General features: G+C 69.0%; 16 protein-coding genes. 1 reads left to right on the plus strand and 15 read right to left on the minus strand.

Features of this window, described 5'->3' with window-relative positions:
• Positions 1-27: 27 nt before the first annotated feature.
• The 15 genes from recQ to ACIBN2_RS34665 all read right to left on the minus strand — a co-directional run bounded on the left by recQ (position 28) and on the right by ACIBN2_RS34665 (position 18219).
• Positions 28-2037, minus strand: coding sequence for a DNA helicase RecQ (gene recQ / locus ACIBN2_RS34595; RefSeq protein WP_399140659.1), 2010 nt, complete (start codon positions 2035-2037; stop codon positions 28-30).
• Positions 2038-2225: 188 nt separating this feature from the next.
• On the minus strand, positions 2226-3884 hold the full coding sequence (gene nuoN / locus ACIBN2_RS34600; RefSeq protein ID WP_399140415.1) for an NADH-quinone oxidoreductase subunit NuoN: 1659 nt from the start codon (positions 3882-3884) through the stop codon (positions 2226-2228).
• Entirely contained in the window at positions 3881-5452 is a 1572-nt protein-coding gene (locus tag ACIBN2_RS34605; protein WP_399140416.1) for an NADH-quinone oxidoreductase subunit M, read from the minus strand. The genes nuoN and ACIBN2_RS34605 overlap by 4 nt, the downstream gene beginning before the upstream one ends.
• Before the next feature lie 5 nt (positions 5453-5457).
• The gene (nuoL, locus tag ACIBN2_RS34610) at positions 5458-7404 is read right to left on the minus strand and encodes an NADH-quinone oxidoreductase subunit L (protein WP_399140417.1); all 1947 of its coding nucleotides are present in this window, start codon (positions 7402-7404) and stop codon (positions 5458-5460) included.
• A 14-nt stretch (positions 7405-7418) separates the two neighbouring features.
• Positions 7419-7718: an NADH-quinone oxidoreductase subunit NuoK gene (gene nuoK, locus ACIBN2_RS34615; protein WP_242779136.1), complete on the minus strand. Its 300-nt coding sequence runs from the start codon at positions 7716-7718 to the stop codon at positions 7419-7421.
• Positions 7715-8551 (minus strand): NADH-quinone oxidoreductase subunit J, encoded by an 837-nt coding sequence (locus tag ACIBN2_RS34620; RefSeq protein WP_399140419.1) that lies wholly within the window; start codon positions 8549-8551, stop codon positions 7715-7717. The genes nuoK and ACIBN2_RS34620 overlap by 4 nt, the downstream gene beginning before the upstream one ends.
• On the minus strand, positions 8548-9159 hold the full coding sequence (nuoI, locus tag ACIBN2_RS34625) for an NADH-quinone oxidoreductase subunit NuoI (RefSeq protein ID WP_399140420.1): 612 nt from the start codon (positions 9157-9159) through the stop codon (positions 8548-8550). The genes ACIBN2_RS34620 and nuoI overlap by 4 nt, the downstream gene beginning before the upstream one ends.
• Positions 9152-10516: an NADH-quinone oxidoreductase subunit NuoH gene (nuoH, locus tag ACIBN2_RS34630; protein WP_399140422.1), complete on the minus strand. Its 1365-nt coding sequence runs from the start codon at positions 10514-10516 to the stop codon at positions 9152-9154. Before nuoH ends, nuoI begins: the two co-directional genes overlap by 8 nt.
• On the minus strand, positions 10513-13017 hold the full coding sequence (locus tag ACIBN2_RS34635) for an NADH-quinone oxidoreductase subunit G (protein ID WP_399140423.1): 2505 nt from the start codon (positions 13015-13017) through the stop codon (positions 10513-10515). The genes nuoH and ACIBN2_RS34635 overlap by 4 nt, the downstream gene beginning before the upstream one ends.
• Complete coding sequence (gene nuoF, locus ACIBN2_RS34640; protein WP_399140425.1) at positions 13014-14360, minus strand: NADH-quinone oxidoreductase subunit NuoF; 1347 nt, start codon at positions 14358-14360, stop codon at positions 13014-13016. The genes ACIBN2_RS34635 and nuoF overlap by 4 nt, the downstream gene beginning before the upstream one ends.
• A complete protein-coding gene (nuoE, locus tag ACIBN2_RS34645) occupies positions 14360-15229 on the minus strand; it encodes an NADH-quinone oxidoreductase subunit NuoE (protein ID WP_399140427.1) in 870 nt (289 codons plus the stop codon). Before nuoE ends, nuoF begins: the two co-directional genes overlap by 1 nt.
• A complete protein-coding gene (locus tag ACIBN2_RS34650; RefSeq protein WP_399140429.1) occupies positions 15226-16548 on the minus strand; it encodes an NADH-quinone oxidoreductase subunit D in 1323 nt (440 codons plus the stop codon). Before ACIBN2_RS34650 ends, nuoE begins: the two co-directional genes overlap by 4 nt.
• Positions 16545-17294, minus strand: coding sequence for an NADH-quinone oxidoreductase subunit C (locus tag ACIBN2_RS34655; protein WP_399140430.1), 750 nt, complete (start codon positions 17292-17294; stop codon positions 16545-16547). Before ACIBN2_RS34655 ends, ACIBN2_RS34650 begins: the two co-directional genes overlap by 4 nt.
• Positions 17291-17845: a NuoB/complex I 20 kDa subunit family protein gene (locus ACIBN2_RS34660; RefSeq protein WP_399140431.1), complete on the minus strand. Its 555-nt coding sequence runs from the start codon at positions 17843-17845 to the stop codon at positions 17291-17293. Before ACIBN2_RS34660 ends, ACIBN2_RS34655 begins: the two co-directional genes overlap by 4 nt.
• 14 nt (positions 17846-17859) lie before the next feature.
• Positions 17860-18219, minus strand: coding sequence for an NADH-quinone oxidoreductase subunit A (locus ACIBN2_RS34665; protein ID WP_003992243.1), 360 nt, complete (start codon positions 18217-18219; stop codon positions 17860-17862).
• Positions 18220-18986: 767 nt separating this feature from the next.
• Between ACIBN2_RS34665 and ACIBN2_RS34670 the strand changes: the two genes are divergently transcribed.
• Positions 18987-19796 (plus strand): C40 family peptidase, encoded by an 810-nt coding sequence (locus tag ACIBN2_RS34670; protein WP_399140433.1) that lies wholly within the window; start codon positions 18987-18989, stop codon positions 19794-19796.
• Positions 19797-19854 lie beyond the last annotated feature (58 nt).

Genomic DNA, 19854 nt, shown 5'->3' on the forward strand with positions numbered 1-19854 from the left:
GTGCCAGAACGGCGCCGGCCCCGCTCCTCATATCCAGTCGTCCGGTTCCGGCTCCGCGTCCATCTCGGGCCAGTAGTCCTCTCCCCCCGCACCGGCATTCGCTGTGGGAGCAGGCGCGGGAGCGGTCGGTGCACCCGCCGCGGGCTCCGAGGCGGGTGCGCCGCCCAGCGAGGCCAGTACCTCCAGCACACCCTCGCCGTACGTCGCCAGCTTCTTCTCGCCGACGCCGCCGATGCCGCCGAGCTGCTGCACCGACGTCGGCCAGACGGTGGCGATCTCCCGGAGCGTGGCGTCGTGGAAGATCACGTAGGCCGGGACGCCCTGCTCCCGGGCCTGTTCGGCGCGCCAGGCGCGCAGGGCCTCGAACGCGGGCTGCAGTTCCTCGGGCAGTTCGGCCGCGGCTGCCTTGGCCTTGCGCTCGCCCTTGCCGGAGGACGCCGACCGCGAGGTCGCCGGCTTCTTCGGCTCCTTGCGCAGCGGCACCTCCCGCTCGCGCCGCAGCACCGACCCGCTGTCGTCGGTCAGCACCAGCGTGCCGTACTCGCCCTCCACCGCGAGCAGTCCCTGTGCCAGCAACTGCCGTACGACGCCGCGCCATTCGCCCTCGGCGAGCTCCTCGCCGATGCCGAACACGGACAGCTGGTCGTGGTCGAACTGGATCACCTTGGCCGTGCGCCGCCCGAGCAGGATGTCGACGATCTGCACCGCGCCGAACTTCTGCCCGCGCTCCCGCTGCAGCCGCACCACCGTCGACAGGACCTTCTGGGCGGCGACCGTGCCGTCCCAGGTCTCCGGCGGGACGAGGCAGGTGTCGCAGTTGCCGCAGCCCGTCGGCTCGGGGTCCTGGCCGAAGTAGGCGAGCAGTTGCCCGCGGCGGCACCGGACCGTCTCGCACAGCGCCAGCATCGAGTCCAGGTGGGCGGCGGACCGGCGCCGGAACGCCTCGTCGCCCTCTCCGGTCTGGATCAGCTTGCGCTGCTGTATGACGTCGTTGAGGCCGTATGCCATCCATGCCGTCGAGGGCAGGCCGTCCCGGCCGGCCCGGCCCGTCTCCTGGTAGTAGCCCTCGACCGACTTCGGCAGGTCGAGGTGGGCGACGAAGCGGACGTCCGGCTTGTCGATGCCCATGCCGAAGGCGATGGTCGCGACCACGACCAGGCCCTCCTCGCGCAGGAACCGGGACTGGTGCGCCGCGCGCGTGCCCGCGTCCAGGCCCGCGTGGTACGGCACCGCCTCGATGCCGTTGCGCGAGAGGAACTCCGCCGTCGCCTCGACCGACTTGCGCGACAGGCAGTACACGATGCCCGCGTCGCCCGCGTGCTCCTCGCGCAGGAAGCTCAGCAGCTGCTTCTTGGGATCGGCCTTGGGCACGATCCGGTACTGGATGTTGGGCCGGTCGAAGCTCGCCTCGAAGTGCCGGGCCGCCGGCATGTGCAGCCGCTGGGTGATCTCCTGGTGGGTGGCGTGCGTGGCCGTGGCCGTGAGCGCGATCCGGGGGACGTCCGGCCAGCGCTCGCCGAGCAGGGAGAGGGCGAGGTAGTCGGGGCGGAAGTCGTGGCCCCACTGGGACACGCAGTGCGCCTCGTCGATCGCGAAGAGCGCGATCTTGCCGCGGGAGAGCAGGTCGAGTGTGGAGTCCAGACGCAGCCGCTCCGGCGCGAGATACAGCAGGTCCAGCTCACCGGCGAGGAACTCCGCCTCGACCACCCGGCGCTCGTCGAAGTCCTGCGTGGAGTTCATGAACCCGGCGCGCACGCCGAGCGCCCGCAGCGCGTCCACCTGGTCCTGCATCAGCGCGATGAGCGGGGAGACCACGATGCCCGTGCCGGGTCTGACCAGGGCCGGGATCTGGTAGCACAGCGACTTGCCGCCGCCGGTCGGCATGAGGACCACGGCGTCGCCGCCGGCCACCACGTGCTCGATGACGGCTTCCTGCTCGCCGCGGAAGGTCTCGTACCCGAAGACCCGGTGGAGCGTGGCCAGCGCCTCGCTGTCGGTCACCCCTGGCATCTCGCTGATCCCGCCCGTCCCGCGCATTGTCGTGTCCCCCGTACGTCGTCCCTCGACCACTGCCTCCACGATAGGGGCCCGCACCGACAGCCTCGGAGTTATCCACAGACCCGTATCGGTGACTCTCCGTGCTCGACGGTCCACCCGGGCCGACCGCACACGGCGAAGGGCCCCGGTTCCGTCGGGAACCGGGGCCCTCGCACAGGCACCGCGGGTCAGCGCACGAACACTCCTGCCTGGTTCGCCAGGTCGAGGAAGTACTGCGGCGCCACACCGAGGACCAGCGTGACCACCACGCCGAGACCGATCGCCGTCATGGTCAGCGGCGACGGCACGGCGACCGTCGGGCCCTCGGGCCGCGGCTCGCTGAAGAACATCAGCACGATCACACGGATGTAGAAGAAGGCCGCGACCGCGGACGAGATCACACCGATCACGACCAGCGGGGCCGCCCCGCCCTCCGCCGCCGCCTTGAAGACGGCGAACTTCCCGGCGAAGCCGGAGGTCAGCGGGATACCGGCGAAGGCCAGCAGGAACACCGCGAACACGGCTGCCACCAGTGGTGAACGGCGGCCGAGCCCGGCCCACTTGGACAGGTGCGTCGCCTCGCCGCCCGCGTCGCGCACCAGCGTGACCACGGCGAACGCGCCGAGTGTCACGAAGGAGTACGCTGCCAGGTAGAAGAGGACGGAGGACACGCCGTCCTTCGAGGTCGCGATGACACCCGCCAGGATGAATCCCGCGTGTGCGATGGACGAGTAGGCCAGCAGCCGCTTGATGTCGGTCTGGGTGATCGCGACGATGGCGCCGCCCAGCATGGTGACGATCGCGACGGCCCACATGACCGGCCGCCAGTCCCAGCGCAGTCCGGGCAGGACGACGTAGAGCAGGCGGAGCAGCGCACCGAACGCCGCCACCTTCGTCGCCGACGCCATGAACCCGGTCACCGGGGTCGGAGCGCCCTGGTAGACGTCCGGCGTCCACATGTGGAACGGGACGGCGCCCACCTTGAACAGCAGCCCCATGACGATCATCGCGCTGCCGACCAGCAGCAGCGCGTCGTTGCCCATGGTGCCGGCGAGCGCCGGGTCGACGTTCGTGGCCGTGCCGTCGACGACCTGCGCGATCCTCGCGTACGTCACCGAGCCCGCGTAGCCGTACAGCATCGCGATGCCGAACAGCGTGAACGCGGAGGCGAAGGCGCCCAGCAGGAAGTACTTGACCGCGGCCTCCTGCGACATGAGCCGCTTGCGGCGGGCCACCGCGCAGAGCAGGTAGAGCGGCAGCGAGAAGACCTCCAGGGCCACGAACAGCGTCAGCAGGTCGTTGGCGGACGGGAAGACCAGCATGCCCGCGACCGCGAAGAGCAGCAGCGGGAACACCTCGGTGGTGGTGAACCCGGCCTTGACCGCGGCCTTTTCACTCTCACTGCCCGGCACGGACGCGGCCTGTGCGGCGAAGGAGTCGACGCGGTTGCCGTGCGCCTCCGGGTCCAGGCGCCGCTCGGCGAAGGTGAACAGGCCGACCAGACCGGCCAGCAGGATCGTGCCCTGCAGGAACAGGGACGGTCCGTCGACCGCGATCGCGCCCATCGCCGCGATGTGCGCCTTGGTGGTGCCGTATCCGTCGGCCGCGAGTGCCACGACCGCCGCGAAGGCGGCGCAGAGCGCGACGGCGGAGATGAACACCTGGGCGTAGTAACGGGACTTGCGCGGCACGAACGCCTCGACCAGCACCCCGACGATCGCCGCGCCCACGACGATCAAGGTGGGCGACAACTGCCCGTACTCGATCTTCGGCGCGGGGATCTTCGAGATCGGATCGGCCGCGGTTGCCGCCGTTGTCCACAGGCTGTGGACGGCTGTTGCGCTCACTTGGCCGCCTCCACCGAGGGCTTGGGGTCCTTCTTGTGTACGTCGGACAGGGTCGACTTCACGGCCGGGTTGACGATGTCCGTCACCGGCTTCGGATAGACGCCCAGGAAGATCAGCAGCACGACCAGCGGTGCGACGACCACGAGTTCACGCACCCTGAGGTCGGGCATCGCGGAGACCTCCTGCTTCACCGGGCCCGTCATCGTCCGCTGGTAGAGGACGAGGGTGTAGAGCGCGGCGAGCACGATGCCGAAGGTCGCGATGATCCCGATCGCCGGGTAGCGCGTGAACGTGCCGACCAGGACCAGGAACTCACTGACGAACGGCGCCAGACCGGGCAGCGACAGGGTCGCGAGGCTGCCGATCAGGAAGGTGCCGGCGAGCACCGGGGCGACCTTCTGCACACCGCCGTAGTCCGCGATGAGCCGCGAGCCGCGCCGGGAGATCAGGAAGCCCGCCACCAGCATCAACGCGGCAGTGGAAATACCGTGGTTGACCATGTAGAGCGTCGCGCCGGACTGGCCCTGGCTGGTCATCGCGAAGATGCCCATGATGATGAACCCGAAGTGGGAGATCGACGCGTACGCCACCAGCCGCTTGATGTCCCGCTGGCCGACGGCCAGCAGCGCCCCGTAGACGATGCTGATCAGGGCGAGGACGAGGATGGCGGGCGTCGCCCACTTCGACGCCTCCGGGAAGAGCTGGAGGCAGAAGCGGAGCATCGCGAAGGTGCCCACCTTGTCGACGACCGCCGTGATCAGGACGGCGACCGGCGCGGTGGACTCCTGCATGGCGTTGGGCAGCCAGGTGTGCAGCGGCCACAGCGGCGCCTTCACCGCGAAGGCGAAGAAGAAGCCGAGGAACAGCCAGCGCTCGGTGTTCGTCGCCATGTGGAGCGAGCCGTTGGCGCGGGCCTGCGCGATCTCCTGGAGGCTGAAGTTCCCGGCGACCACGTAGAGGCCGATCACCGCGGCCAGCATGATCAGGCCGCCGACCAGGTTGTAGAGGAGGAACTTCACCGCCGCGTACGACCGCTGCGTCGACGCCGCCTCCTCGCCGTGCTCGTGGGCACGGTCCCCGAAGCCACCGATGAGGAAGTACATCGGGATGAGCATGGCTTCGAAGAAGATGTAGAAGAGGAAGACGTCGGTGGCCTCGAAGGAGATGATCACCATCGCCTCGACGGCCAGGATCAGGGCGAAGAAGCCCTGCGTCGGCCGCCACCGCTTGCTTCCGGTCTCCAGCGGGTCGGCGTCGTGCCAGCCCGCGAGGATGATGAACGGGATCAGCAGGGCGGTCAGCGCGAGCAGCGCCACCCCGATGCCGTCCACGCCCAGTTCGTATCTGACCCCGAAGGCCCTGATCCAGGAGTGGGACTCGGTGAGCTGGTAGCGGTCGCCGTTCGGGTCGAAGCGGACCAGGACGGTGATCGCGAGGGCGAGGGTGGCCAGCGAGACCAGCAGCGCCAGCCACTTCGCGGCGGTGCGCCGCGCGGCCGGTACCGCCGCCGTGGCGACCGCCCCGATCGCGGGGAGCACCGCCGTCGCTGTCAGCAGAGGAAAGGACATCGGTATCAGACCGCCCTCATCAGCAGGGTCGCGGCGATGAGGACCGCCGCACCGCCGAACATCGAGACCGCGTAGGAGCGCGCGAAGCCGTTCTGCAGCCTGCGCATGCGTCCGGACAGGCCACCGACCGAGGCCGCCGTGCCGTTGACGACGCCGTCGACCAGGGTGTGGTCGACGTACACCAGGGAGCGCGTGAGGTGCTCGCCGCCGCGGACCAGGACGACGTGGTTGAAGTCGTCCTGCAGCAGGTCGCGCCGGGCGGCCCGGGTGAGCAGCGATCCGCGCGGGGCGACGGACGGGGCCGGGCGGCGGCCGTACATGGCGTAGGCGATGCCGACGCCGATGACCAGGCAGACCATGGTCGCGCCGGTGACCGTCGTCGCGCTGACCGGCGAGTCGCCCTCGCTGTGACCGGTGACCGGCTCGAGCCAGTGCAGGAAGCGGTCGCCGATACTGAAGAACGCACCGGCGAAGACCGACCCGAAGGCCAGCACGATCATGGGGATCGTCATGACCTTGGGTGACTCGTGCGGGTGCGGCTCCGCGTGCTCGCCGTGGTGCTCGGCGGCCGGCTCCGCGCTCGGCGCCTCCGGAGAGCGGGTGGGCTGGTTGCGCCAGCGCTCCTCGCCGAAGAACGTCATCAGCATCACGCGCGTCATGTAGAAGGCCGTGATCGCGGCGCCCAGCAGGGCGCAGCCGCCGAGGATCCAGCCCTCGGCACCGCCCTTCGCGAAGGCCGCCTCGATGATCTTGTCCTTGGAGAAGAAGCCGGACAGACCCGGGAAGCCGATGATCGCGAGGTAGCCGAGGCCGAAGGTGATGAAGGTGACCGGCATGTACTTGCGCAGGCCGCCGTACCTCCTCATGTCGACCTCGTCGTTCATGCCGTGCATGACCGATCCGGCGCCGAGGAAGAGCCCGGCCTTGAAGAAGCCGTGCGTCACCAGGTGCATGATCGCGAAGACGTAGCCGATGGGGCCGAGGCCCGCGGCCAGCACCATGTAGCCGATCTGCGACATCGTCGAGCCGGCCAGCGCCTTCTTGATGTCGTCCTTCGCGCAACCGACGATCGCACCGAACAGGAGCGTGACGGCACCGACCACGGTGACCACCAGCTGCGCGTCCGGCGCGGCGTTGAAGATCGCTCCGGAGCGGACGATCAGGTAGACGCCCGCGGTCACCATCGTCGCGGCGTGAATGAGGGCCGAGACCGGGGTCGGGCCCTCCATCGCGTCCCCGAGCCAGGACTGCAGCGGCACCTGGGCGGACTTGCCGCAGGCGGCGAGCAGCAGCATCAGGGCGATGGCGGTGAGCTTGCCCTCGGAGGTGTCACCGACGTGGCTGAAGACCGGCCCGAACGCGAAGGTCCCGAACGTCGCGAACATCAGCATGATCGCGATCGACAGGCCCATGTCGCCGACGCGGTTGACCAGGAAGGCCTTCTTGGCCGCAGTCGCCGCGCTGGGCTTGTGCTGCCAGAAGCCGATGAGCAGGTAGGACGCGAGGCCCACGCCTTCCCAGCCGACGTACAGCAGGAGGTAGTTGTCGGCGAGGACCAGCAGGAGCATCGCCGCGAGGAACAGGTTCAGATAGCCGAAGAAGCGGCGGCGGCGCTCGTCGTGCTCCATGTACCCGACCGAGTACAGGTGGATCAGCGAGCCGACGCCGGTGATCAGCAGCACGAACGTCATCGACAGCTGGTCCAGGCGGAAGGTGACGTCCGCCTGGAAGCTCTCGACCGGGATCCACGTCCACAGGTGCTGCGTCAGGGTCCGGTGTTCGGCGTTCTTGCCGAGCAGGTCGGCGAAGAGGATCACACCGAACACGAAGGACGCGGTCGACATCAGGACGCCGATCCAGTGGCCGACGGCATCGAGCCGCCGCCCCCCGCACAGCAGTACGGCCGCTCCGAGCAGTGGCGCCGCCACCAGCAGCGCAATCAGGTTCTCCACGATTCAGCGACCCCTCAGAGCTTCATCAGGCTGGCGTCGTCGACCGAGGCCGAGTGGCGGGAACGGAACAGGGACACGATGATCGCGAGCCCGACCACGACCTCCGCCGCGGCGACGACCATCGTGAAGAAGGCGATGATCTGGCCGTCGAGATTGCCGTGCATGCGGGAGAACGTGACGAACGCGAGGTTGCAGGCGTTCAGCATCAGCTCGATGCACATGAACACGACGATCGCGTTGCGCCGGATCAGCACACCGGTGGCGCCGATCGTGAACAACAGGGCCGACAGATACAGGTAGTTGACCGGGTTCACTGCGACGCCTCCTCCTTCTTGAAGGTGGCCGGTTCGATCTCGGTGCGCTCCAGGCGCTCCTCCGCGCGCTGCTCCAGCGCCTTGAGGTCGTTGAGCGCCTCGGCCGACACGTCCCGGATCTGGCCGCGGTCGCGCAGCGTCTTGCTGACGGTGAGGTCGGACGGGGTGCCGTCGGGCAGCAGGCCCGCGATGTCCACCGCGTTGTGTCGCGCGTACACGCCCGGCGCCGGCAGCGGCGGTACGTGCTTGCCCTCGCGGACGCGCTGTTCGGACAGCTCGCGCTGCGTCTTGGCGCGCTCGGTGCGCTCGCGGTGGGTGAGCACCATCGCGCCGACGGCGGCCGTGATCAGCAGGGCGCCGGTGATTTCGAAGGCGAAGACGTACTTGGTGAAGATGAGGGCCGCGAGGCCCTCCACATTGCCGTTCGCGTTCGCCGCGGCGAGGCCGTTGAAGTCGTTCAGCGACGCGTTGCCGATCCCGGCGAACAGCAGGACGCCGAAGCCGAGGCCGCAGAGAAGGGCCAGCCAGCGCTGGCCCTTGATGGTCTCCTTCAGGGAGTCTGCCGCCGTCACGCCGACCAGCATCACCACGAACAGGAACAGCATCATGATCGCGCCGGTGTAGACGACGACCTGGACGATGCCCAGGAAGTAGGCGCCGTTGGCGAGGTAGAACACCGCCAGGACGATCATGGTCCCGGCGAGCGACAGCGCGCTGTGGACGGACTTCTTCATGAAGACCGTGGACAGGGCGCCGATCACGGCGACGGTGCCGAGGACCCAGAACTGGAAGGCCTCTCCGGTGGAGGTGGAGTAGGCGGCGAGGTCGCTCATGCCTCGGCCCCCTGTTCTTCGGGCTTCTCGCCCTTGGAGAGGGCCACTTGGCGCTCCGTGCCGGGCGCGGCCTCGGTGACGAGTCCCCGGTAGTAGTCCTGCTCGTCCATCCCCGGGTAGATGGCGTGCGGGCTGTCGACCATGTTCTCCTCGAGGCCGGCGAGCAGCTGCTCCTTGGTGTAGATGAGGTTGGCGCGGCTCGAGTCCGCCAGCTCGAACTCGTTGGTCATCGTCAGAGCGCGCGTGGGGCACGCCTCGATGCACAGGCCGCACAGGATGCAGCGGGCGTAGTTGATCTGGTAGACGCGGCCGTACCGCTCGCCCGGCGAGTAGCGCTCCTCGTCCGTGTTGTCCGCGCCCTCCACGTAGATCGCGTCGGCGGGGCAGGCCCAGGCGCACAGCTCGCAGCCGACGCACTTCTCCAGCCCGTCCGGATGGCGGTTGAGCTGGTGCCGTCCGTGGAACCGGGGGGCAGTGGTCTTCTGCTGCTCCGGGTACTGCTCGGTCAGCCGCTTCTTGAACATGGCCTTGAAGGTCACGCCGAAGCCGGCGACGGGGTTCATGAAGCCAGGCTTCAACTGCTCAGTCTCCTTGGGCTCCTCAGCCATCGGACGCCTCCTTTCCATCCGAAGATCCGTCACTGGCAGTATCCGGCCCACCACTGACAATCAGCTCCCGCTCGCGGCGAGGGGTGCGCCTCGGCACCGGCGGGAGCTCCTGTCCGGGGAGCGGAGGCACGGGGAATCCACCGGCCATCGCGTCGAAGCCGGCCGGTTCGGTGGCAGGCTGCTCGGCCGCCCGGTTCTTCTCGCGGAACATGTCGGCGATGAAGGACAGGAGCAGCAGGGCGAGGACGCCGCCGCCGATGTAGAGGGCGATGTCGGCGAAGTCGTAGTTCTCGTTCCTGAGGGCCCGGACGGTCGCGACCAGCATCAGCCAGACCACGGAGACCGGGATGAGGACCTTCCAGCCGAGCTTCATCAGCTGGTCGTAGCGGACGCGAGGGAGCGTGCCGCGCAGCCAGATGAAGCCGAAGAGCAGCAGCTGCACCTTGATCGTGAACCAGAGGAGCGGCCACCAGCCGTGGTTGGCGCCCTCCCAGAACGTGCTGATCGGCCAGGGGGCCCGCCAGCCGCCGAGGAAGAGCGTGCTCGCCACCGCCGAGACCGTCACCATGTTGACGTACTCGGCGAGCATGAACAGCGCGAACTTGATCGACGAGTACTCGGTGTTGAAGCCGCCGACCAGGTCGCCCTCGGACTCCGGCATGTCGAAGGGGGCGCGGTTGGTCTCGCCGACCATCGTGACGATGTAGAGGATGAAGGAGACCGGCAGCAGGACGATGTACCAGCGGTCGTGCTGCTGCTCGACGATCGTCGACGTCGACATCGACCCCGAGTAGAGGAACACGGAGGCGAAGGCGGCACCCATGGCGATCTCGTACGAGATCATCTGCGCGCAGGAGCGCAGGCCGCCGAGGAGCGGGTAGGTGGATCCGGAACTCCAGCCCGCGAGCACGATGCCGTAGATGCCGACCGAGGCGACCGCGAGGATGAAGAGCATCGCGATCGGCAGGTCGGTCAGCTGCATCGTGGTGCGGGTGCCGAAGATCGAGATCTCGTTGTCGGCCGGCCCGAAGGGGATCACCGCGATCGCCATGAAGGCCGGGATGGCCGCGACGATCGGCGCGAGGACGTAGACCACCTTGTCGGCGCGCTTGACGATCACGTCTTCCTTGAGCATCAGCTTCACGCCGTCGGCGAGCGACTGGAGCATGCCCCAGGGGCCGTGCCGGTTGGGGCCGATGCGCAGCTGCATCCAGGCGACGACCTTGCGCTCCCAGACGATGGAGAACAGCACGGTCACCATCAGGAAGGCGAAGCAGAAGACGGCCTTGACGACGACCAGCCACCAGGGGTCGCGGCCGAACATCGAGAGGTCTTCAGCGGCGAGGTACGGGCTCATGCCTCCACCTCCTTCGGGGCCTCGCCGACGAGCGTCGCCGGGCCGATGCGGACGAGAGCGCCGGGCAGCGCCCCGGTGTCGGAGGCGACGCCCGTGCCGACCGAGTTCAGCGGGAGCCAGACCACGCGGTCGGGCATCTCCGTGATCTCAAGCGGGAGTTCGACCGCTCCCGAGGGGCCGGTCACGGCGAGGAGGTCGCCGTCCTTGACGCCCACCTCGGCGGCGGTCGCGGCCGACAGGCGCGCGTGGGCGGCGTGCCGGGTCCCGGCGAGCGCCTCGTCGCCCTCCTGGAGGACACCCTGGTCGAGCAGGAGGCGGTGGCCGGAGAGAACGGCCTCACCGGCGGCGGGCCGCGGCAGTGCGACCCCGCGCTCCAGGGGTTCGGTGGCCCGCGGTCCGTCCCAGGGGCCGAGCCGGTCGATCTCCGCGCGCACGGTGCGCAGATCGGGCAGCCCCAGGTGTACGTCCATGGCGTCGGCCAGCATCTGCAGCACGCGCGCGTCGGTGGGCGCGAGGCGGCGGGCCATCTGGTCGGGCTTGAGCGCGGCGTCGAAGAAGCGCACCCGGCCTTCCCAGTTGAGGAAGGTGCCGGCCTTCTCGGCGACCGCGGCGACGGGCAGCACGACGTCCGCCAGCTCGCTCACCTCGCTGGGCCGCAGCTCCAGCGACACCACGAAGCCGGCCTCGTGAAGTGCTTCACGCGCGCGTGCCGGGTCGGGCAGGTCGGCGACCTCGACGCCCGCGACCACCAGTGCCTGCAGCTCGCCGCTCAGAGCGGCCTCGACGATCTGGCCCGTGTCGCGGCCGTAGCGGTGCGGGAGTTCGGCCAGGCCCCAGGCCGCAGCGACCTCCTCACGCGCGCGTGGGTCGGTCGCCGGGCGTCCGCCCGGGAGCAGCGACGGCAGTGCGCCGACCTCGAGGGCGCCGCGTTCTCCGGCCCGCCGCGGGATCCACGCCAGCTGCGCGCCGGTCGCGGAGGCGGCCCGTACGGCGGCGGTGAGCCCGCCCGCGACGGCGGCCAGCCGTTCGCCGACGACGATGACCGCGCCCTCGGCGCGCAGCGCCTCGGCGGCCTTCGAACCGTCGCCCTCCAGGCCGACCCCGCCCGCGAGGGCGTCCAGCCACTCGGTCTCGGTGCCCGGAGCCGCGGGAAGCAGCGTGCCGCCCGCCTTCTCCAGGCCGCGCGTGGCGTGTGTGGCGAGCGAGAACACCTTCTGTCCGTGCTTGCGCCAGGCCTTGCGCAGCCTCAGGAAGACGCCGGGCGCCTCCTCCTCGGCCTCGAACCCGACCAGCAGGACGGCGGGTGCCTTCTCCAGAGAGGTGTACGTGGCGCCCGTACCGTCGAGGTCACGTCCGCGTCCGGCGATCCTTGCCGCCAGGAAGTCGGCCTCCTCGCTGGTGTGCACCCGCGCGCGGAAGTCGATGTCGTTCGTGTCGAGCGCCACGCGCGCGAACTTGCTGTACGCGTAGGCGTCTTCGACGGTGAGGCGACCGCCGGTCAGGACACCGGTGCGGCCGCGCGAGGCGAGCAGGCCCTGCGCGGCGATCTGCAGCGCCTCCGGCCAGGAGGCGGGCTCCAGCTCGCCCTCGGCGTTGCGCACGAGAGGCTGCTCGAGCCGGTCGCGCTGCTGCGCGTACCGGAACGCGAACCGCCCCTTGTCGCAGATCCACTCCTCGTTGACCTCGGGGTCGTTGGCCGCGAGCCGCCGCATGACCTTGCCGCGCCGGTGGTCGGTGCGGGTGGCACAGCCGCCGGAGCAGTGCTCGCACACGCTCGGCGAGGACACCAGGTCGAACGGGCGGGAGCGGAATCGGTACGCCGCCGAGGTCAGCGCGCCGACCGGGCAGATCTGGATGGTGTTGCCGGAGAAGTACGACTCGAAGGGGTCGCCCTCACCGGTACCGACCTGCTGGAGGGCGCCCCGCTCCAGGAGCTCGATCATCGGGTCGCCCGCGACCTGGTTGGAGAAGCGGGTGCAGCGGGCGCACAGCACGCACCGCTCACGGTCGAGCAGGACCTGGGTGGAGATCGGGACGGGCTTCTCGTACGTCCGCTTCTTCCCGTCGAACCGGGATTCGGCGTTGCCGTGCGACATGGACTGGTTCTGCAGCGGGCACTCGCCGCCCTTGTCGCAGACCGGGCAGTCCAGCGGGTGGTTGATGAGGAGGAACTCCATCATTCCGTGCTGGGCCTTCTCGGCGACCGGCGAGGTGAGCTGCGTCTTCACCACCATGCCGTCCGTGCACGTGATGGTGCAGGACGCCATCGGCTTGCGCTGGCCCTCGACCTCGACGATGCACTGGCGGCAGGCGCCGACCGGGTCGAGCAGGGGATGGTCGCAGAACCGGGGGATCTCGATGCCCAGTTGCTCGGCGGCCCGGATGACCAGGGTGCCCTTGGGCACGCTGATCTCCACGCCGTCGATCGTCAGCGTCACGAGATCTTCCGGCGGGACCGCCGCCTCTCCCCCTCCGGAGGGAGCGCTGGTGGTCACAGTCATGCGTTCACCTCCGTGCGGTCGGCCCAGGCCGTCGACTTGGCCGGGTCGAAGGGGCAGCCCCGGCCCGTGATGTGCTGCTCGTATTCCTCGCGGAAGTACTTGAGCGAGGAGAAGATCGGCGAGGCGGCACCGTCGCCGAGGGCGCAGAAGGCCTTGCCGTTGATGTTGTCCGCGATGTCGTTGAGCTTGTCGAGGTCGGACATGGCGCCCTTGCCGGCCTCGATGTCACGCAGCAACTGCACCAGCCAGTACGTCCCTTCGCGGCACGGTGTGCACTTGCCGCAGGACTCGTGGGCGTAGAACTCGGTCCAGCGGGTGACGGCGCGCACGACGCAGGTCGTCTCGTCGAAGCACTGCAGGGCCTTGGTGCCGAGCATGGAACCGGCGGCGCCGACGCCCTCGTAGTCAAGGGGTACGTCGAGGTGCTCGTCGGTGAACATCGGCGTCGAGGAGCCGCCCGGCGTCCAGAACTTGAGGCGGTGGCCCGGCCGCATGCCGCCGCTCATCTCGAGCAGCTGGCGGAGCGTGATGCCGAGCGGGGCCTCGTACTGGCCGGGGCTCGCGACATGGCCGCTGAGCGAGTAGAGCGTGAAGCCCGGGGACTTCTCGCTGCCCATCGACCGGAACCATTCTTTGCCCCGATTCAGAATTGCGGGAACCGACGCGATCGACTCGACGTTGTTCACAACAGTCGGGCACGCATAGAGGCCCGCCACAGCGGGGAAAGGGGGGCGGAGCCGCGGTTGACCCCGGCGGCCTTCGAGCGAGTCGAGCAGTGCGGTCTCCTCACCGCAGATGTACGCGCCGGCGCCGGCGTGCACGGTGACCTGCAGGTCCAGGCCGCTGCCCAGGATGTTCTCGCCGAGGTAGCCGGCCTCGTAGGCCTCGCGCACGGCCTCGTGCAACCGTCGCAGAACGGGGACGACTTCACCACGCAGATAGATGAAGGCATGCGACGACCTGATCGCATAACACGCGATGACAATGCCCTCGATGAGGCTGTGCGGGTTCGCGAAGAGGAGCGGGATGTCCTTGCACGTCCCAGGCTCCGACTCGTCGGCGTTGACAACTAGATAGTGCGGTTTTCCATCTCCCTGGGGAATGAACTGCCATTTCATTCCCGTCGGGAATCCCGCGCCGCCGCGGCCGCGCAGCCCGGAGTCCTTGACGTACGCGATGAGGTCGTCCGGCGACATCGCGAGCGCCTTGCGGAGCCCCTCGTATCCCTCGTGCCTCTTGTAGACGTCCAGCGACCAGGACTTGTCCTCGTCCCAGAAGGCCGACAGCACGGGTGCGAGCAGCTTCTCGGGGCTGGTGTCTTTGAGTTCGGGTGCCAAGGTCATCACTCCCCCTCCTCGGCGGTGGGCCCGGCCGGGTGGGCCGGGTCGGAGGCCGACGTCTCCTGCGGCGCGTCGTGTGCGCTCAGGCGCTCGGTCGGCGACGGGTCGTGCACGGCCGTGTGGCGCTCGTCGTGCGGCCCGCCGTCCCGCGGATGGACCACGCGCGCGGGTGCGGCCTCTCCCTTGGCCAGGCGGAGGCCCACCAGCGACGCCGGTCCCGCACTGCCGCTCGCCTCGACGGCCCCGGGCCGCTCGTCGGGGAAGCCGGCCAGAATCCGCGCGGTCTCCTTGAACGTGCACAGGCGCGCCCCGCGCGTGGGCTCGACGTCCCGTCCCGCGCGCAGGTCGTCGACGAGGCGCTTGGCGCTGGCCGGGGTCTGGTCGTCGAAGAACTCCCAGTTGACCATCACCACCGGCGCGAAGTCGCAGGCCGCGTTGCACTCGATGTGCTCCAGGGTGACCTTGCCGTCGCCGGTGGTCTCGCCGTTGCCGACGCCGAGGTGCTCCTGGAGCTCCTCGAAGATCGCGTCGCCGCCCATCACCGCGCACAGCGTGTTGGTGCAGACGCCCACCTGGTAGTCACCGGACGGCTTGCGCCGGTACATGGTGTAGAAGGTGGCGACGGCGGTGACCTCGGCCGTGGTCAGGTCCAGCATGTCCGCGCAGAACTGCATCCCGGTGCGCGTGACATAACCCTCCTCCGACTGCACCAGGTGCAGCAGCGGCAGCAGCGCGGACCGGGAGTCGGGGTAGCGGGCGATCAGCTCGCGCGCGTCCGTCTCGAGCCGGGCCCGGACGTCGTCCGGGTAGGCGGGCGCGGGCAGTTCGGGCATGCCCAGGCTGACGCCTCGCTCCGAAGAACTGGTGGTCACCGGTCGACGCCTCCCATCACGGGGTCGATGGACGCGACGGCGACGATGACGTCGGCGACCTGGCCGCCCTCGCACATCGCCGCCATGGCCTGCAGGTTGGTGAAGGACGGGTCGCGGAAGTGGACCCGGAAGGGGCGGGTGCCGCCGTCGGACACCGCGTGCACCCCGAGTTCGCCCTTGGGCGACTCGACGGCCGCGTACGCCTGTCCCGGCGGAACGCGGAAGCCCTCGGTGACCAGCTTGAAGTGGTGGATCAGGGCCTCCATGGAGGTGCCCATGATCTTCTTGATGTGGTCGAGGGAGTTGCCGAGCCCGTCCGGTCCCAGGGCGAGCTGGGCGGGCCAGGCGATCTTCTTGTCGGCGACCATGACCGGGCCGGGCTGGAGCCGGTCCAGGCACTGCTCGACGATCCCGAGGGACTGGCGCATCTCCTCCAGGCGGATCAGGAACCGCCCGTAGGAGTCGCAGGTGTCGGCGGTCGGGACCTCGAAGTCGTACGTCTCGTAGTCGCAGTACGGCTGCGCCTTGCGCAGGTCGTGCGGCAGGCCGGTGGAGCGCAGGATCGGGCCGGTGGCGCCGAGAGCCATGCAGCCGGCCAGGTCGAGGTAACCGACGTCCTGCATACGGGCCTTGAAGATGGGGTTCCCGGTGGCGAGCTTGTCGTACTCCGGGAGGTTCTTCCTCATCTTCTTCACGAACTCGCGGATGTGGTCCACCGCACCGGGCGGCAGGTCCTGCGCGAGGCCGCCGGGGCGGATGTACGCGTGGTTCATCCTGAGGCCCGTGATGAGCTCGTAGATGTCGAGAATCATTTCACGATCACGGAATCCGTAGATCATGATCGTGGTGGCGCCGAGCTCCATGCCGCCGGTGGCGATGCACACCAGGTGGGAGGAGAGCCGGTTCAGCTCCATCAGGAGCACCCGGATGATCTTGGCGCGCTCGGTGATCTCGTCCTCGATGCCGAGGAGTTTCTCGACGGCGAGACAGTAGGCGGTCTCGTTGAAGAAGGACGTCAGGTAGTCCATGCGCGTCACGAACGTGGTGCCCTGCGTCCACGTGCGGAACTCGAGGTTCTTCTCGATGCCCGTGTGGAGGTAGCCGATGCCGCAGCGGGCCTCGGTGACCGTCTCGCCCTCGATCTCCAGGATCAGGCGGAGCACCCCGTGGGTGGACGGGTGCTGGGGACCCATGTTGACGACGATGCGCTCGTCGTCGGCGCGGGCCGCGGACTGGACGACCTCGTCCCAGTCGCCACCGGTGACCGTGTATACGGTGCCCTCGGTGGTCTCGCGGGCCGATGCTGACTGCGTGCTCACGAGTACGACCTCCGCTGGTCCGGAGCCGGGATCTGGGCGCCCTTGTACTCGACGGGGATGCCGCCGAGGGGGTAGTCCTTGCGCTGCGGGTGGCCCTGCCAGTCGTCCGGCATCATGATCCGGGTCAGGGCCGGGTGACCGTCGAAGACGATGCCGAAGAAGTCGTAGGTCTCGCGCTCGTGCCAGTCGTTGGTGGGATACACGGAGACCAGCGACGGGATCCTCGGGTCGCTGTCGGGGGCGCTGACCTCGAGGCGGATCAGCCGGTTGTGGGTGATCGAGCGCAGGTGGTAGACGGCGTGCAGCTCGCGGCCCTTGTCGTGCAGGTAGTGCACGCCGCTGACGCCGGTGCACAGTTCGAAGCGCAGGGCCGGGTCGTCGCGGAGGGTCTGCGCGACACGGAGCAAGTGCTCGCGCTCGATGTGGAAGGTGAGCTCCCCGCGGTCGACGACCGTCTTCTCGATCGCGTTGTCGGGGAGCAGCCCCTGCTCCTCCAGGGCGCCCTCGAGTTCGTCGGCGACCTCGTCGAACCAGCCGCCGTAGGGGCGGGCCGACGGTCCCGGGAGGCGGACCGAGCGGACCAGGCCGCCGTAGCCGGAGGTGTCCCCGCCGTTGGTGGCGCCGAACATGCCGCGCTGGACGCGGATCTCCTCGCCGCCCTCGCCGCGCTGGCCGGGGAGGTTGGAGGCGCCGAGGTCCTTCTCCGGGTTGACCCCGCCCGCGCCGGTGCCGTTCACGTCGCTCACTGCAGCAGCCCCTTCATCTCGATCGTGGGCAGGGCCTTGAGCGCTGCTTCCTCCGCCTCGCGGGCCGCCTCCTCGGCGTTCACGCCGAGCTTGGAGGACTGGATCTTCTGGTGCAGCTTGACAATGGCGTCGATCAGCATCTCGGGCCGCGGCGGGCAGCCGGGCAGATAGATGTCGACGGGGACGATGTGGTCGACGCCCTGGACGATCGCGTAGTTGTTGAACATGCCGCCCGAGGAGGCGCAGACCCCCATGGAGATCACCCACTTGGGGTTCGGCATCTGGTCGTAGACCTGGCGCAGCACCGGTGCCATCTTCTGGCTCACCCGGCCGGCCACGATCATGAGGTCCGCCTGGCGGGGCGAGCCTCGGAAGACCTCCATGCCGAAGCGCGCCAGGTCGTAACGGCCGGCGCCGGTGGTCATCATCTCGATGGCACAGCAGGCGAGGCCGAACGTGGCCGGGAAGACGGACGCCTTGCGCACCCAGCCCGCGGCCTGCTCCACGGTGGTCAGCAGGAATCCGCTCGGCAGCTTTTCTTCGAGTCCCATGTTCTAAAGGCCCCTCAGTCCCATTCCAGGCCGCCGCGCCGCCATACGTACGCGTACGCGACGAAGACGGTGAGCACGAAGAGCAGCATCTCGACGAGCCCGAAGATCCCCAGGGCGTCGAAGGTGACGGCCCAGGGGTAGAGGAAGACGATCTCGATGTCGAAGACGATGAAGAGCATCGCCGTCAGGTAGTACTTGATGGGGAAGCGCCCGCCGCCGGCCGGCGTGGGGGTCGGCTCGATGCCGCACTCGTAGGCCTCGAGCTTGGCCCGGTTGTAACGCTTCGGACCGATCAGCGTGGCCATGACCACGGAGAAGATCGCAAAGCCTGCCCCGAGGGCTCCCAGTACGAGGATGGGCGCATACGCGTTCACCGCTCCTCGCTCCTCTCAGTCGGCACTGACTGCTGGCGATGACGTCGGACTCACACCCGCCTCATACGCCCCTCCCGCCCCGCCCGTTCCGGCGAAGATCGAGAACATGTGAAGCAGGTCACAAGCCCAACTGCCTCGCATCTTATGCCCGACGCTCTGTGATCTGCGACACGGGGTATTGCACAAGCTTTGTGATCTCCACCACCTGACGAAGGATCATGAAGTCGGATGAGCGGTGATCTTCATACGTGAAGCGTCAGACTGATCACCAGAGGTGACATTTCCGCTTGTCGGCGCAGTTCGGAGGGGGCGTCTCCATATCAAGAGGCTTCCTTTGCATGCAAATTGGTGATGGACGGGTCGTCCTGATAGAGGGGCCCGTTCACACATCAGGGGGAGGGGTGAGGTGCGGTGTGGACGCGTGCACGCGTTCACGAGCGGAGCCGGGTCGTGATCGGGGCGCAATCCCGTCGTGATCTACGCGCGAGACGCGCACACCGACGCGACCGTTGCGTGACCTCCGCCACACTCATGAGAGGCGCATGAGAACGGGGCTTGGCCATCTGCCTCAACCGATGGTAGGCGCGGGGCAATTCGGGCGTAACGATGAAAGACCGTGATCACGAGGGCAATGAGTCTCGTCCGCAATGTCCGTTACGGCGTCAATAAGGGTCGCTGGAACCAGGTTTCGGGGCGTCAGTTGAACAACTGTGGCGCAGCACACGTTTCTTGAAGGTATGGAGGAGCCCCTGATACCGGTTGTTCTCATGTCCCACACCGCTCACATACGCAGCCACCGGAAACCCCGCCGCACCGCGACGTCCTCGCTCGCGCTGCGCGTCGGTGTGACCGGTGGCGTCCTCAGCATGGCGGCCGCGGGTGCGTCGGCCTCGGCGAACGCCGCCGAGCCGGTGACGCAGACCCTCGAACTGCCCACCCTGACGGCCGATCTGGCCTCTCAGGTCGCCCAGTCCGCGGATGCCACGCAGCAGGCGGCCGCGAACTACCAGCTGCAGGCCGAGCGTGACGCGGCCGCCGCAAAGGCCGCGAAGCAGGCCAAGACGGACCTCGCGGAGGCCAAGCAGAAGGCCGCGGCCAAGAAGAAGGCGGCCCAGGAGGCCGCTCGCAAGGCCGCTGCCGAGCGCGCCTCGCGCAGCACGCAGCGGACCACCCTGGCCGCCTCCGCGAGCTCCACGACCACCACCAGCTCCTCCACGGCCACCGGTTCGGCCGCGGCGGTCATCGCTTTCGTGAAGGCTCAGGTCGGCGACGCGTACGTCTCCGGCGGCACCGGCCCCAACTCGTGGGACTGCTCCGGTCTGGTGCAGGCGGCCTTCAAGCAGGTCGGCGTCGACCTGCCGCGCGTCTCGCAGGACCAGTCGACGGCCGGCACCCAGGTCTCGCTGAGCAACCTGCAGGCGGGCGACATCCTGTACTGGGGTGGCGCGGGCAGCGCGTACCACGTTGCGGTGTACGTGGGCGACGGCATGTTCGTCGGCGCGCAGAACCCGTCGACCGGCGTCGTCGAGAAGCCGCTCTCCTACGACCCGCCGACCGGCGCGGTGCGGGTGCTCTGACGCACGGCGCGACACACAACGCAACAGACGCACGGAAGGACCGCGGCCGCTCGGGGGC

It is taken from the genome of Streptomyces sp. NPDC050534 (genome assembly GCF_044457745.1).
Lineage (GTDB): Bacteria > Actinomycetota > Actinomycetes > Streptomycetales > Streptomycetaceae > Streptomyces.